General features: G+C 29.7%; 15 protein-coding genes and 2 pseudogenes. 6 read left to right on the top strand and 11 right to left on the bottom strand.

Translation table 11 applies throughout. The features are described 5' to 3' along the window. The 9 genes and pseudogenes from L8X30_RS07590 to mnmG all read right to left on the bottom strand — a co-directional run. Positions 1-642, bottom strand: a pseudogene (locus L8X30_RS07590) (hypothetical protein); the annotation flags it as partial. A gap of 59 nt (positions 643-701) precedes the next feature. Continuing rightward, positions 702-1,472 (bottom strand): flagellar biosynthetic protein FliR, encoded by a 771-nt coding sequence (gene fliR / locus L8X30_RS07595; protein WP_263664301.1) that lies wholly within the window; start codon positions 1,470-1,472, stop codon positions 702-704. Further along, entirely contained in the window at positions 1,459-2,094 is a 636-nt protein-coding gene (locus L8X30_RS07600; protein ID WP_263679723.1) for an ABC transporter ATP-binding protein, read from the bottom strand. The genes fliR and L8X30_RS07600 overlap by 14 nt, the downstream gene beginning before the upstream one ends. A 2-nt stretch (positions 2,095-2,096) precedes the next feature. Further along, positions 2,097-3,173: a translation elongation factor Ts gene (gene tsf, locus L8X30_RS07605; RefSeq protein WP_263679724.1), complete on the bottom strand. Its 1,077-nt coding sequence runs from the start codon at positions 3,171-3,173 to the stop codon at positions 2,097-2,099. Next, complete coding sequence (gene rpsB / locus L8X30_RS07610; RefSeq protein WP_263679725.1) at positions 3,173-3,958, bottom strand: 30S ribosomal protein S2; 786 nt, start codon at positions 3,956-3,958, stop codon at positions 3,173-3,175. Before rpsB ends, tsf begins: the two co-directional genes overlap by 1 nt. A 173-nt stretch (positions 3,959-4,131) precedes the next feature. Further along, positions 4,132-5,259 carry a c-type cytochrome gene (locus tag L8X30_RS07615; RefSeq protein WP_263679727.1) on the bottom strand — a complete coding sequence of 376 codons (1,128 nt, stop codon included), beginning with the start codon at positions 5,257-5,259 and terminating at the stop codon, positions 4,132-4,134. 2 nt (positions 5,260-5,261) lie between these two features. Next, positions 5,262-6,506 carry a ubiquinol cytochrome c oxidoreductase, cytochrome b subunit gene (locus L8X30_RS07620; protein WP_039668616.1) on the bottom strand — a complete coding sequence of 415 codons (1,245 nt, stop codon included), beginning with the start codon at positions 6,504-6,506 and terminating at the stop codon, positions 5,262-5,264. A gap of 1 nt (position 6,507) precedes the next feature. Further along, positions 6,508-7,011 (bottom strand): ubiquinol cytochrome c oxidoreductase, 2Fe-2S subunit, encoded by a 504-nt coding sequence (locus L8X30_RS07625; RefSeq protein WP_039618773.1) that lies wholly within the window; start codon positions 7,009-7,011, stop codon positions 6,508-6,510. 166 nt (positions 7,012-7,177) lie between these two features. Continuing rightward, the gene (gene mnmG, locus L8X30_RS07630) at positions 7,178-9,031 is read right to left on the bottom strand and encodes a tRNA uridine-5-carboxymethylaminomethyl(34) synthesis enzyme MnmG (RefSeq protein WP_263679728.1); all 1,854 of its coding nucleotides are present in this window, start codon (positions 9,029-9,031) and stop codon (positions 7,178-7,180) included. Between the two features lie 123 nt (positions 9,032-9,154). On the opposite strand from mnmG, the gene ribE reads away from it, so the two are divergent. The 3 genes from ribE to L8X30_RS07645 are packed head-to-tail and all read left to right on the top strand — an operon-like array spanning position 9,155 to position 10,603. Continuing rightward, positions 9,155-9,763, top strand: a complete 609-nt coding sequence (gene ribE, locus L8X30_RS07635; protein ID WP_263679729.1) for a riboflavin synthase — start codon at positions 9,155-9,157, stop codon at positions 9,761-9,763. Next, positions 9,727-10,395 carry a peptidoglycan editing factor PgeF gene (pgeF, locus tag L8X30_RS07640; RefSeq protein WP_263679730.1) on the top strand — a complete coding sequence of 223 codons (669 nt, stop codon included), beginning with the start codon at positions 9,727-9,729 and terminating at the stop codon, positions 10,393-10,395. The genes ribE and pgeF overlap by 37 nt, the downstream gene beginning before the upstream one ends. 1 nt (position 10,396) lies before the next feature. Continuing rightward, positions 10,397-10,603 carry a hypothetical protein gene (locus L8X30_RS07645; RefSeq protein WP_263679731.1) on the top strand — a complete coding sequence of 69 codons (207 nt, stop codon included), beginning with the start codon at positions 10,397-10,399 and terminating at the stop codon, positions 10,601-10,603. Between the two features lie 2 nt (positions 10,604-10,605). On the opposite strand, the gene L8X30_RS07650 is transcribed toward L8X30_RS07645, so the two are convergent. Further along, positions 10,606-11,859 (bottom strand): sensor histidine kinase, encoded by a 1,254-nt coding sequence (locus L8X30_RS07650; RefSeq protein ID WP_263679732.1) that lies wholly within the window; start codon positions 11,857-11,859, stop codon positions 10,606-10,608. After that, positions 11,822-12,487 (bottom strand): response regulator transcription factor, encoded by a 666-nt coding sequence (locus L8X30_RS07655; RefSeq protein ID WP_047208461.1) that lies wholly within the window; start codon positions 12,485-12,487, stop codon positions 11,822-11,824. Before L8X30_RS07655 ends, L8X30_RS07650 begins: the two co-directional genes overlap by 38 nt. 123 nt (positions 12,488-12,610) lie before the next feature. Here L8X30_RS07655 and L8X30_RS07980 point away from each other — a divergent pair. The 3 genes and pseudogenes from L8X30_RS07980 to L8X30_RS07670 all read left to right on the top strand — a co-directional run bounded on the left by L8X30_RS07980 (position 12,611) and on the right by L8X30_RS07670 (position 14,073). Next, positions 12,611-13,197 (top strand): annotated as a pseudogene (locus L8X30_RS07980) (bacteriohemerythrin). Between the two features lie 80 nt (positions 13,198-13,277). Beyond that, on the top strand, positions 13,278-13,841 hold the full coding sequence (locus L8X30_RS07665; protein WP_263679733.1) for a bacteriohemerythrin: 564 nt from the start codon (positions 13,278-13,280) through the stop codon (positions 13,839-13,841). Between the two features lie 10 nt (positions 13,842-13,851). Then, on the top strand, positions 13,852-14,073 hold the full coding sequence (locus tag L8X30_RS07670) for a ribbon-helix-helix protein, CopG family (protein WP_263664313.1): 222 nt from the start codon (positions 13,852-13,854) through the stop codon (positions 14,071-14,073).

Genomic DNA, 14,073 nt, shown 5'->3' on the forward strand with positions numbered 1-14,073 from the left:
TTCTATATTTTCTTCTATATTTTCTTCTATATTTTCTTCTATATTTTCTTCTATATTTTCTTCATGTTGTTCATCTACTAATGTTAACTTATCATCTAATTCCTTGTCAATATCAGCTTCATTTGATAATTTAGATTTATCTTCAACTTCTAATGAATTATCTAAATTTTCTTCAAAAAAATCTTCTTGCAGATTTAAATCATCTTCACTTAAACTTTCTTCATGCTCAGACAAATCAATACCAGCCAAAAGTTCATTTCCATCTAAAGGCATATCTTTATCAATTAAAACATCCTCATCAAAACTCAATTCATCTTCTTCTAAAGTGCCATCCTTACTTTCACTTAAAGTTTTTTCATTACCCAAAAGTTCTATAAAATCAGTCGGTAAAAAAGGCTTATATAAACACTCTACGCCTTCTACTTGCTCTTGGTTTCTAGGCAATAAATAAATCAATCTATTACATTTACTTTTTAATTCATCTAAATTAGCTTCAATATCATGATCTATGATAATAATATCATAAAAATCTTCAAGTTCTTCAGCATTTGCAAGCTCTTCAAATTCATAACCTAGTTTTTGAACCCCCAAACTAATTAATTTTGAAACAGCTACATTAGAATTTATCAGCACAACCTTCATCTGTCATCTCCCAAGTTAAAGAAATGTATTATTTTAAAACATTTTTAATTATTTATTGCTTATATATTGAAAAACAATAACTCCATATGCTCAAAACTTTTTAACATTAAATTTTTAAAATACTGCATCATGATGAGTAAAATAGCAATAAGCACTGCAAAGGATAAAAATATCTTGATAGGATAACCCACCACTAAAAGATTAAATTGTGGCATAGTTTTCATAAGCATACCAAAAATAACATCTGATAATAAAGATATTGCTAAAATAGGAAAAGCCATAGAAAAACCGAGCACAAAGATATTTACCATAGCTTTATTCAAATAAAGCATTAAATTCTCGTGCGGATAAAATCCACCCAAACTAATATAATCTAATGAACTAGATATAAAAAGCAATACCAAATGATGACCATCAAATGCTAAAAAAACCAACAATGCAAGCAAATTTAAAACTTGAGAAATTACTGGAGTATTAGCACCTGTAGCCGGATCTAAAATACTAGCCATAGAAAAACCCATGGTAAAAGAAATTTGCTCACCTGCCATTTGTAAAATGGCAAAAATCATTTGTAAAATTAAACCTGCAACCATCCCAAAAAGCACTTCACTTAAAAGATATAAAATAAAAAAAGAATCAGGTGTATTATTTTCAAGTTTTGCCAAAGGATATAAAAACATTGTTAAAAACAAAGCTAAAGTTGTTTTTACTACCAAAGGTATACTATTGTGAGAAAAAAAAGGGAAAAATACTATTAATCCACTCATTCTGGCAAATAAAAGCATGAAAATTACAACATTTTCATCGCCTAAATATTTAACAAATTCCATAATTACTTAAATGATAAATCCTATCACATTTTTTAGCAAGTTCTTGATCGTGAGTCACAAAAACTAAAGCTGCATTATTTTCTTTGACATAACCAATCAAAATATCTAACACATTTAAAGCATTTTTAAAATCTAAATTACCAGTAGCCTCATCAGCAAAAATGATTTTTGGTCTTTTACTTAAAACTCTAGCTATACTTACTCGTTGCTGCTGTCCACCACTTAATTTTGTGATCTTTTGATTCATTAAATCAACAATATCAAGTTTTTTTAATAACTCATAATCGATATTTTGCCTACTCAAAATACTTGCAAGCTCTATATTTTCAAAAGCTAAAAAACCTTTAAATAAATAATGCATTTGAAAAATAATCCCAAAATCTTTTCTACGAATTTCTAATAAAGCTTCATCGTTTAAGGAATACAAATCCTGATTATTATAAAAAACTTTTCCTGATTGAGGTTTTAACAAGGTAGATAAAATATGCAAAAGAGTAGATTTACCACACCCACTACTTCCACATATTGCAATACAATCTTTTGCATTTAAAGTAAAATTTAGATTTTCAAAAAGCGGAATATCAAAACTATGGCTTAAATTTTCCGCTTTTAAAAGTTCCATTTTTAACCAATTTGCGCAGCAACTTCAGCAGCAAAATCTTCAGTTTTCTTTTCTAGACCTTCACCCACTTCAAAACGAATAAATTCTACTATTTTAATAGTTCCACCAAATTCTTTTTCTTTTTCTGCAATTACTTGCTCGACAGTTTTTTTATCATCCATCGCATAAAACTGTCCCATTAGGGTAAGTCTACCATCAAGCTGAGAATTATCCGCTATAAAGCTATTTAGTTTACCTGGGATAATGTTAGGCCAAATTTTTTCTGGTTTTCCTTGTGCTTGAAGTTCAGCTTTAATAGCTTCTTCAGCTTCTTGGATTATCTCTTGAGTTAATTGCTTTCTACTTGCAAATTTTGGAATTTTAAGCTCTGGCTTATTAGGATCTTTTAATCTTCTTCTTTCTTCATTTTCTTTTTCCAACTCTGCAACTAAAGCTTTATATTCATTTTCTACAAAATCCATATCAAGCTCTTCATAAGATAAATAACTTGGTTTCATTGCAGCAATATGCATACAAAGGTGTTTTAAAAATTCTCCACACTTATTAGCCGTAGCTTCACTATCACAAGCTGCAGCAATAATAACACCCACGCGTCCATTAGAATGAACATAACCATTTACTGCTCCACTAGTTCCAGCTTTTACAGTAGCAAATCTTCTTACAACTAAATTTTCACCTATAGTTGCAATTTGATTTTTTAAATATTCTTCAAATTTAACACCATTAATCTCACTTGAATGCAACTGCTCAACATTTTGAAGGCTTTTAGCTTGAATATGTGCTGTTGTATCTTTTGTTAAAGCAATAAATTGTTCATTTTTAGCAACGAAATCAGTTTCTGAATTGATTTCACTTACAGTTGCACATTTTAAATCATCACTTACTTTTACACTTACCAAACCTTCAGCAGCTAAACGATCAGCTTTTTTATCAGCTTTTCCAAGTCCTTTTTCTCTTAAAAGTTGTACTGCTTTTTCAAAATCACCATCTGTATCTTTTAAAGCATTTTTACAATCCATCATACCTGCGCCAGTACTTTCGCGCAGTTCTTTTACCATTTGTGCAGTGATTTCAGCCATTACTCTTTATCTCCTTCAAAATCTTCTTCACTCATAGCTTCATCTAAAACTTCTTTTTTTTCTTCTTCAGAGATTGGTTGTTCTTCATTTGCTTCACCATCTTGCTCTCTTAAAGCTTTACCTTCATTGATTGCTTCAGCCATTTCTTGGCAGAAAAGTTGAACCGAACGAATCGCATCATCATTTCCTGGAATTGGGAAATCTACTAAGTCAGGATCGCAGTTTGTATCTAGTGGAGCAACCACAGGGATTTTTAATCTATTAGCTTCTTGTACTGCAATTTTTTCTTTAACAGTATCGATAACAAAAATCATATCAGGTTGGGTTTTCATATATCTAATACCACCAAGATATGCTAGTAATTTTTCTTTTTTTCTAGTAAGCATTAAAGCTTCTTTTTTAGTTAAAAGCTTAATGCTTCCATCTTCTTCCATTTTTTCTATAACTTCTAATTTTCTAATTGATTGGCGGATAGTTCCAAAGTTAGTCATCATACCACCAAGCCATCTATGATTTACATAAGGCATACCGCATTTTTCAGCATATTCTTTAATCGCTCCACCAGCTTGTTTTTTAGTGCCAACAAATAAAATTGTTTTACCTTCTGCAGCAGCATCGCGAACGATGTTATATGTGTATCTAAAATATCTAAGTGTTTTTTGTAAATCAATTACATAGATACCTTTTCTTTCTCCAAAAATAAATTTTTTCATTTTTGGATTCCATCTTCTTGTTTGGTGTCCAAAGTGTACACCACACTCTAATAAATCTCTCATGCTTACCATGAAATTCTCCTTGAAATAAAATAATTAGGTTTATTCCTCCGCATTCTTTAACCCATAAGCAACCTAATAAGGAAATTAATGCGTGTGAAATGAAAGAATATTATATCAAATTTTATTTTATATTTAGCTTATTATTGAAGAAAAAGAACGCCACAAGGCGTTCTTTGGGTAAATTAGTGTAGTTTAGACCAAACTGATCTTTTCCAGCCTATAGCAAAAATACTTAAGATAGCAAAGAATATCATGATATAAATTCCTGTTTGCTCTCTTTCTTCTTTTTTACTATCACCAACTTTTTCAAGATAATTAATAACTTGAGTTTGTGCTTTTTCATTCAAACCAACTCTTGGCATAGCAGTTCCATGAATTTTCTTTTGAGGTTCATTGATGAAGATTTCAAGATAATGTGCACCTTTAGAACGAATCATCATAGATAAATCTGGAGGTGTCATACCAAGATAATTTTTTAAATCACTCATATTTGAGCTTGAAACAAAGCCATCATATTTTACATCATGGCATCTTCCACAAGCATTTTCAAATGTATGTTTGTTTTTAGCAAAATCAAACTCTTTTGCAATTAAAGCTGTTTTTGCTTGCTCTGAAAGCTCTTGATTTTTAGCATATTTTTCTTCTAAATCAGCTTTTAATTTTGCATCAAATTCTTTTTCATATTCACTAGCTGTATTTTTAAAGAATGCAATTAAATCTGCTAAATCTTGATTATCTTGTGTTTCATCGCCACTTAAAGGATAAGCAGGCATTAAGAATGGATTTTCATCATTAAATTTATGTGAAATTTGTAAAGCTTTAACTGGATCAACAATCAATGCTGCTAAAAATTTCTCATCATAGATAGCACCTGCATCACTCAAATCAGGAGGCGTTACACCCAAAGAAGAATCTGTAATAGTAGCAGGAATTCCGACAGCTTTCACACCATGGCATGCAATACAATTTCCTTCAAAAAGCTCTTTTCCTTTTTGTGCATTACCTTTACTAAAATCAATTTTTGCGATTTTTTCCCATAATTGCTTAGTAGCTTCTTCTTGGCTTTTTGCAAGCTCTAATGCTTTTTGAGCATTAGCTATAGCTTTTTCACTTCCTGAAGCATTAGCATCCACTGCTGCTTTTTCTTTTAAAGCAACTTCACCTTTGGTAAATTCTGCATCAGCTTTTGCAAAGTCAAAATTAACTGGAGTTGAAGGAGGATTCATCACTGAATGCGCGTAAGGCTCAACCCCCCAATAAACTAAACCTGTGAAAAAGACAACTACAAAAAATATTTTTAATTCTCTCATTATTAGCCCCTTTTTCTTTCCATGATAGTAATAATTGGTAAGACTACTAACAATAATAGTAAAAATACCATAGAAGCGTAAAATCCTATCCAAGCATTAATTCCTGTTGGAGGAAGTTTTCCATAAACTGTTAGTACAATTAAATCTATCAATAATACCCAAAACCATACAAAAAACATCGGTCTTTCATGTGCTGGTTTTACAACATCACTTCTATCAAGCCAAGGTAATAAGAAGAAAATAATTTGTGCTATACCAAATGCTGCAAGCCCTATATCAAAAGCTTTAATGCTTCCAACATCAAAGAAAAATCCTCTTAAAACTTCATAACTCCACAAGAAATACCATTCAGGATAAATATGAGGAGGTGTTTTTAAAGAATTTGCTGGGTCAAAGTTGATTGGGTCCATTGCAAAATTGAATTTAAAACATACCAAGTAAAAGAAGAAAATCATAAATAGCGCAATATACATAAAATCTTTAGCTAAAAATCCTGGCCAAAAAGGAATAACTTTAGAACCTTTTGTATCACCTGCTAAATATTTTTCAGCTTCTAAATCAAAATCAATTTCTTCTGAAATTTCATTATTTACATGAGGAATTCTTAAAGAATAAAAGTGAAATGCAATAATTGCTAAAATCACGATAGGCAATAAACATACATGCAACATAAAAAATCTAGTTAAAGTTGGATCTGAAACTGCAAAATCTCCTCTTATCCAAATAACCAACGCATCACCTATAAAAGGAATTCCACCAAAAAGTTGAGTAATAACTTGAGCAGCCCAAAAACTCATTTGCCCCCAAGGCAACATATATCCACTAAATGCTTCTGCTGAAAATACAACAAATAAAAGCATACCACTAATCCAAATCATTTCACGGCCTCTTTTATAAGAGCCATAATAAATTCCTGTTAACATATGGATATATATGATTAAAAATACAACCGAAGCAGCCACACCGTGCATATGACGCCAAAGCCACCCATACTCCACTTCTTGCATGATAGTTTTATTTACGCTATCAAAAGCCAAAGCTACATCTGGCTTGTAATACATTACTAAAAATAAACCTGAAATAAATAAAATAGCAAAAAGAGTAGTTAAAATAACACCCATTGCCCATAAGAAGTTAATTTGTTTTGGTATCCAATATTGAGCCATTAAAACATTAAAAAGCTTATTTACCGCTAATCTTTGATCAAGCCAATCTACAATACCATTTGCTTTTTTTATCTGTGCCATATTAAGCCTCCGCGATCATTTTTTTATATTCTGGACCTTCTTCGCCTAATACTAATTTTGTTCCATCAATTCTAAAAGGAGGAATATCCAAAGGTCTTGGAGGAGGACCAAATACATTTTTACCACTGGTGTCAAATTCACCACCATGGCAAGCACACTTAAATAATTTTTCGCTTGGAGCGTAAGCTGGAATACAGCCTAAATGCGTACAAAGACCAATAACTACAGTATAAGCAACATCACCTACAACAACATCTCTATTGCTATCTTTTGCCATATCTGCATCTTTTTTTAAGATAAATATAGGCTTCTTACGCCATTCAATTGTTCTAAGCTCGCCCTCTTTCATGCCAGAAAGATCTACAGTAGTAATACCTGCTGCTTTTACACTTGGGAGTGGATCCCATGTTTTTTTCATTGCAACTAATGAAAAAGCACCACCCACAGCAGCTACCGTTCCAAAGGCAAAGCCCATAAAGCTTCGTCTACTTTCAGATGTAGCCATTTTACTTCCTTTGTTTTGATTTTTTTGTAAAACTTAGCAGTTTATCTAAAAAATGATAAATTTTTTCTTTGGTATAAAAAGCTTAATTTAAGATATATGGATATTTATTTAAAAACAAAAATAAATGTTTGTTTTAAATCATAACAATAGATAAATTTATTATTATCTATTGTTTTTTCATTTTGATATAAATATGTAAAATATCCAAAGCAGCAGGAGTAATACCGCTAATTTGCGAAGCAGCAAAAATAGTCGGTGGATTAAATTTTTGCAGTTTTTCTACTACTTCATTACTCAATCCACTCACACTCTTAAAGTCAAAATTTTCAGGGATTTTCAAATCATTTAAATTTTTCATTTTTTCAATTTGTGCTTTTTGCATTGCAATATAATGATAATATTTTGCTTCATTTAAAATTTCATTTAAAGAATACTCATCCATATTTTTAAACATTTCATCCAAAGCTTTTAATTTTTCTATATTAAAACTAGCTCTTGCGACAATTTTTTGTAAACTCACTATTGAAGTGATTTTTTCTTCTTCAATACTTTGTAAAAATCCATTATTTTGCTTACTTGGTGTCCATGTAGTTTGAAGTAAAAACTCAAGTCCTTTGCTAACATTTTGTTTTATATTATCAATATATGTATAATCTTCTTGACTTAAAAGTTTAAAATTATATCCATATTCTCCAAGTCTTAAAATGGCATTTTCTTCTCTTAAGAGCAGTCTATACTCAGCTCTTGAAGTAAACATTCTATAAGGCTCTTTAGTGCCTTTCATCACTAAATCATCAATCAACACCCCTATATAAGCCTCATCACGCCTTAATACAAAAGGATCTTTTTCATCAATTGCTAAAACCGCATTCACTCCTGCCATAAAACCTTGCGCAGCAGCTTCCTCATAACCAGTGGTTCCATTAATTTGCCCAGCACAATATAAATTTTTAATCTTTTTGGTTTCTAAAGTATGTTTTAGTTCTGTTGGGTCTATATAATCATACTCTATAGCATAGCCAAAACGCGTGATTTTAGCATTTTCAAAACCTTTTATACTTCTTAGCATTGCAATTTGCACTTCATAAGGAAGCGAGGTAGAAAAGCCGTTGATATAATATTCAGTCGCATCTTTAGTTTGTGGTTCTATAAATAAATGATGACTTTCTTTATCACCAAAACGATTAATCTTATCTTCTATAGAAGGACAATATCTTGGTCCTATACCTTCAATTTGCCCTGTAAAAAGCGGAGCACGGTAAAAATTACTTTTTATAATCTCATGTGTTTTTAAATTTGTTCTTGCTATATAACATGGAAGTTGATTGGGCTTGAAATTTTTTGTTTTAAAGCTAAAAGCTTTAGGATTTTCATCTCCAGGTTGAATTTCTAAAACACTAAAATCAATACTTTTAGCATCAACCCTTGGGCAAGTTCCTGTTTTTAATCTTCCTACTTTTAAACCACTTTGTTTTAAGTAATCTCCCAAATTTACAGATGCAAGCTCGCCTACCCTACCTGCTTGAAGCTTGGTTTCACCTATATGGATAAGTCCATTTAAAAAAGTTCCTGTTGTCAGTATGATTTTTTTGGCAAAATATGTATTTTCTAAATTAGTTTTAACGCCCTTAACTTCATCATTTTCTATAAGCAAAGACAAAGCTTGCTCTTGAGAGATTTCTAAATTTTCAAGTTTTAAAAGCATATTTCTAGCACAAATTCTATAAGCATCCATATCAATTTGCGCTCTACTTCCGCGCACTGCAACACCTTTGCTTTCATTTAAGATTCTAAATTGAATTCCAGCCTCATCGGTAATTTGCCCCATAAGTCCACCCATAGCATCAAGCTCTTTTACCAAATGTCCTTTTGCTAAACCACCTATAGCAGGATTACAACTTGCAGCACCAATTTGCTCGATTAAAGTAGTTAAAAGTAAAGTTTTTTTACCCATTCTAGCAGCAGCAGCACTAGCTTCAACTCCAGCATGCCCACCACCTATTACGATTATATCATACATATTTTGACCTCATTTTTATAAAAAAGGCAAAAATTATATAATATTTTTTAAAATAAAACACTAAAAATACTTTTTGAAATTTAAAAGTTTTAGATAAAATCTCGTAAAAATTAAAGGTATTGAATGTTTAATGGATTAATCCGCGAATTAGCCTTTGTCAAATCATATCAAAACAACACTTTAAGATTAAAAGCAAACTACAAACCAAAACTAGGCGATAGTATTGCTGTCAATGGTGCGTGTTTGAGTGTAACAAAACTTTTTGATGATGGTTTTAACCTTGAACTTTCTTATGAAACAAGAACTCACATAGCTATTGAAAATTTAAAAGATTATGTACATATTGAACCTGCACTAGCTTATGGCGATAGAATAGATGGACATTTAATGCAAGGACATATTGATGGTATAGGTGAAATTACTAATATTTCTAAAAAAGAAAACGGAGTTGATTTTTATATTAAATGTCCTGATGATATACAAATTTATATGACAAATAAAGCAAGTGTAGCCATAGATGGAGTGAGCTTGACTATCAATGAAGTTTTAAAAGATGGTATTCGTTTAACTATCATTCCTATAACCTTTAATGAAACCTTGTTTAAAAACTATACCATAGGAAGACGCGTGAATATAGAAAGTGATCTTTTAGCAAGATATATACACAGACAATTAAATTATAAAAAAGAAATTTCATGGCAACAAATAGACAAGATTACATCACTTTATTAGAAAATGATTTTGCAAAAGCTTTTGTAGCCTTTGATCAAGATTATAATATTTTTAGAGCAAAAATTTATGATAATATTTTTCCTTGGGAAAATTCAATAAAAAAGTGTATATTTTTAAATCAAATTCATTCTAACATCATCACTCATTATAATAAAGATTTTCACTTAAATGCTGATGGAATAATTAGCAATGAAAAAAATATAGCTTTGTGTATTTTAAGTGCTGATTGCTTACCTTTACTTTTATATGATGATGAAAATAAAGCCGTAGCAGCTTTACATTCGGGTAGAAAAGGTTGTTTTGAAAACATCTTAAAAGAAGCTGTTTTAAAAATGCAAAAAAGCTTTAACACTCAAACCAAGAATTTAAAACTCATTATTTCAGCAGGAATTTGTGCTAAAAATTATGAAATTAATGGCGAGGTTTTAAACTACAGCAAAGAAAAATTTGCACCTTTTTTACATGAAAATAAGCTTGATTTAAAAGCATTAGTTAAATTTCAAGCAAAAGAATTAGGTGTTAGTGATATTTTTGATATCAATCTTTGCACCTTTGATGATAAGAGATTTTTTTCTTATAGAAAAAACCAAACTCCAAAGCGCATTGTTAGCGTGATTTATTTAAAGGATTAAAATGTATGAAGTAAAAAATTTGCTTACTTTAAAAATTTTACAAAAGGCTAGAGAATTTGGTGATAATGACTTAAGCAACGAAGTTTTAATCACTCAAATGCTAAATCATACCTCACAAACTCTAAATCAAAACGATACTAAAAATTTAAATGAATTTATCACAACACTTATAAAAGCCAAAGAAAAGGCTAAAATGAGCAATAAATAATTTTAATTTTTCCAAGTTAAAATAAATTTTGTTCCTTTATTTAGCTCACTTTCTACTTTTATGTTAATGTTATGATCTTTACAAATTTTATCCACTAAAGAAAGCCCTATACCAAAACCACCTTGATTTTCATTAAATCTCGAATAACGCTCAAAAATGTTGGCCAAATTTTCCTTTGCTATACCACAGCCACTATCTTCTATTATAAGTCTTTGCTCCAAAAGCATTATTTTGATATGTCCATTTTTTACATTATATTTTATAGCATTATTAATAAGGTTATCAAACATTTTAAAAAACTGCTCTTTATTGGCATAAATTTTTCCATCATCTTTCAAGCTAAGTTCTAAGTTGATATTTTTTTGCTCCAAAAATATCTTAAAATATTCCATTCTTTCTTTAATCAAATCTTTTAAAAATATCCAATCTTTTTTTGCTTCATAAGCTTGAGAAAAATTTAAAAAAGTTAAATCTGAATACAAATGACTCAAAGTCAAAGCAGCTATTTTTACACGCTTTAAAGCTTTAACTTCTTCAAAATTCTTTTTTCTTTCTAAACCTTCTACACTCATTAATATCGCACTAATTGGAGTATTAATCTCATGAGTGGTATCTTTTATAAAATTATTTAAAAATCTTATTCTCATTTCTAAAGGCTTGAGTGCAAATTTTAGTATAAAATAAGCCATTATACTTACAAAAATCAAAGAAAAAACCATAGCCAAAGCTACTTTAAATCTTATAAATCCAAGTTCTTTGGAGATATCATCACCTTGTACTAAAACCCTCAAACGATTAACATCACCTAAGACCTCCAAAGCATCTTGTCCTTGAGTATTTGCAAGCAATAAATTATTTAAATTCACATCAGCTACATAAATTAGAGTGTTATTATTATAAATATTTGCGTTATTAAGTTTAAAAAATGTTGTTTGAGCAGGCAAGTCAAGATTAGAAAAATAAACTTTTGTTCTATCAAATATTGCAAATTTTATATTAGAAATTTGAGCAATTTTTCTAGCACCTTTTTCTATAGGCTCAAAACGTAACTTTTCCATTTGTAAAATTACAAAACGATGTTCTTGTCTTAATTTTATGCTATGTTCGGCTATTAATTCTTCTATTAACTTTGCATACCATACGCCAAAAAGTACTATAAGAACACTTCCTATACTCACTAAATACAAAGAAAGAATTTGCCATGCAACGCGCTTGGCTTCATACATAACAATACCCTCTTCCTCTTTGGTTGACAATACTATCTTTACCTAAAATTTTTCGTAAATTTTTTACATAAGCTCTTAAGCTAAGTTCACTTGGCTCCTGATCATACTCCCAAATTTCTTCAAAAATACAAGCAGTATCTATAAATTTACCTTTATTTTTTAAAAGCAAAGATAAAAGCTTTAATTCTTTTAAAGGCAGAGTTAAAGGTTTATCGTCTTGATATAAAGTTTGCGAAACAAAAGCAAACTTAAAACCATTTCCCAAGTCTTCATAATCTTCATTTTTATGAGCAAAAGAACGCTTTAAAATAGCATTAATTCTTATTTTTAACTCCTGCAATTCAAAAGGCTTTTTAATATAATCATCACAACCGCTTTCAAAACCTTTTTGTAAATCCATAGTAGTATTTAATGAAGTCATAAAAATAGCTGGAGTATATTTGCCAGCTTCTCTTAAATTTTTAAGCACACTAAAACCATCACCTTGTGGAACTTTTACATCTAAAATCCATAAATCAAAATTTTTCTCATAAGCTTTATCTTGTGCATCTTGAGCATTATCCACTAAAGTAACTACAAAACCTTCTTCTTCTAAAAATTCACTAACAATTTCTCCTAAATTAATATCATCTTCTAACAAAAGAATTTGTGTAGCCATTTTTAAACCTTTTTATTATACTTTACTTAAAACATTATATTTTTTTTGTGTAAATTGAGTGTGAATTTAGCAGAATTCAAGTCTGATATTTATATAATCTAGTATTTTATATTTAAGGCTCTTATATTACCTGAATGGGATCAAAAATACAGCATTAATAATGAAAAAATTGATGAACAACATAAAAAACTTTTTGAACTTGCTGCTAGAGTTGAAGAAATTTCAGATAGACCAATTTATCAAGTCGAACTTAAAAAATAGTTGCTGATTTTTTTCACTATATTAAAATTCATTTTCAAGATGAAGAAAACTACATGGCTGAGATTAATTATCCTTACTTAAACCAACATAAACTCATGTATAAACAAATCACAAAATCTATAATAAAACTCATACAAAACATAAAAAGCACCAATGACCTAAAATAAAAATTATACATAATGGTTAATTCATGGCTTATAGAACATATCATTTAGCATGATATGATGATAGAGTATTGGAAACAAAGTACGCAAATAAAAAATTCTTCAGATAGCTTTGAAGAAGAAAAACCAAAAATAAAAAATTTCTTATATCAATGCCAATGCGAAGGTAGAATTTATAAAGTTCCTTATGAAATTCATTTAAAAATACAATATTCTAAAGTACAATTTAAATGTAAAAAATGCTCTACTAATTTAATTTTATGTAAAGAAAAAACCGAAATTTAATAAAAATTAATCATAATTTAAAATATTGTAAATTATAATACATCAAGAACTCTCCCACAAACCAAACAAGGGGTTTTAGTATGTTACCAAAATGGTGCGACAAATATAGTATTCACAATGAAGAAATCGACAAGCAGCACCAAAAACTTTTTGAGCTTGCTGCCAATGTTGAGATGATTTCGGATAAACCTATTCACAAAGGACAGATTAAATTTTTACTTGCGGATTTTTTCAATTACATGAAAGAACATTTTGCCGAAGAAGAAAAATATATGGCAAAAATAGGCTATCCTGAACTTGCTAATCATCAAAAAATTCATAAAAGTATCATACAATCCATGATAGATTTGATCCAAAATTTAAAAAGTACTAATGATTTAAAAGAAAAACTTAATATAATTGCATCCAAATGGCTTTTAGAGCATATTTTAAGAGAAGATATGAAAATAGAAAAATGGCACCAAGCCCAACTTAGCAAAAAAAACAAAAATACAAACCTAGGTGAATTGCAAGAATTTTATGAATACATTTGTTCTTGCACAGATAAAATTCATAAAGTTCCTTATGAAATTCATCAAAAAATACAAACAACTAACACAAATTATAAATGTAAAGCTTGCCAAGAAGCAATAAGACCAAAATAAAGGCTAGACAATGAATAAAAGATACACTCTAACTCTTTCAGAAGAACTTTACGAGCGCTTAAATCAAACTGCAAAATTTTCTAAAAAGAAAAAGGCTGAAATTTTACGCAATGCTTTAGAAAACTATCTTGATGAAATGGAAGATTTCGTTCCTGCTATAGAGGCTTTAGAAGATTTAAAAGATGGAGATAGTAAAAAATTAGACAGTGTTATTAAAAAATTAAAATGCTAA

The sequence above is a fragment of the Campylobacter sp. CNRCH_2015_0338h genome (genome assembly GCF_025772785.1).
Lineage (GTDB): Bacteria > Campylobacterota > Campylobacteria > Campylobacterales > Campylobacteraceae > Campylobacter_D.

Excerpts from the sequence above, each read along its gene's own strand:
- fliR (WP_263664301.1), bottom strand. The coding sequence starts at position 1,472 with ATGGAATTTGTTAAATATTTAGGCGATGAAAATGTTGTAATTTTCATG.
- L8X30_RS07600 (WP_263679723.1), bottom strand. The coding sequence starts at position 2,094 with ATGGAACTTTTAAAAGCGGAAAATTTAAGCCATAGTTTTGATATTCCG.
- tsf (WP_263679724.1), bottom strand. The coding sequence starts at position 3,173 with ATGGCTGAAATCACTGCACAAATGGTAAAAGAACTGCGCGAAAGTACT.
- rpsB (WP_263679725.1), bottom strand. The coding sequence starts at position 3,958 with ATGGTAAGCATGAGAGATTTATTAGAGTGTGGTGTACACTTTGGACAC.
- L8X30_RS07615 (WP_263679727.1), bottom strand. The coding sequence starts at position 5,259 with ATGAGAGAATTAAAAATATTTTTTGTAGTTGTCTTTTTCACAGGTTTA.
- L8X30_RS07620 (WP_039668616.1), bottom strand. The coding sequence starts at position 6,506 with ATGGCACAGATAAAAAAAGCAAATGGTATTGTAGATTGGCTTGATCAA.
- L8X30_RS07625 (WP_039618773.1), bottom strand. The coding sequence starts at position 7,011 with ATGGCTACATCTGAAAGTAGACGAAGCTTTATGGGCTTTGCCTTTGGA.
- mnmG (WP_263679728.1), bottom strand. The coding sequence starts at position 9,031 with ATGTATGATATAATCGTAATAGGTGGTGGGCATGCTGGAGTTGAAGCT.
- ribE (WP_263679729.1), top strand. The coding sequence starts at position 9,155 with ATGTTTAATGGATTAATCCGCGAATTAGCCTTTGTCAAATCATATCAA.
- pgeF (WP_263679730.1), top strand. The coding sequence starts at position 9,727 with ATGGCAACAAATAGACAAGATTACATCACTTTATTAGAAAATGATTTT.
- L8X30_RS07645 (WP_263679731.1), top strand. The coding sequence starts at position 10,397 with ATGTATGAAGTAAAAAATTTGCTTACTTTAAAAATTTTACAAAAGGCT.
- L8X30_RS07655 (WP_047208461.1), bottom strand. The coding sequence starts at position 12,487 with ATGGCTACACAAATTCTTTTGTTAGAAGATGATATTAATTTAGGAGAA.
- L8X30_RS07665 (WP_263679733.1), top strand. The coding sequence starts at position 13,278 with ATGTTACCAAAATGGTGCGACAAATATAGTATTCACAATGAAGAAATC.
- L8X30_RS07670 (WP_263664313.1), top strand. The coding sequence starts at position 13,852 with ATGAATAAAAGATACACTCTAACTCTTTCAGAAGAACTTTACGAGCGC.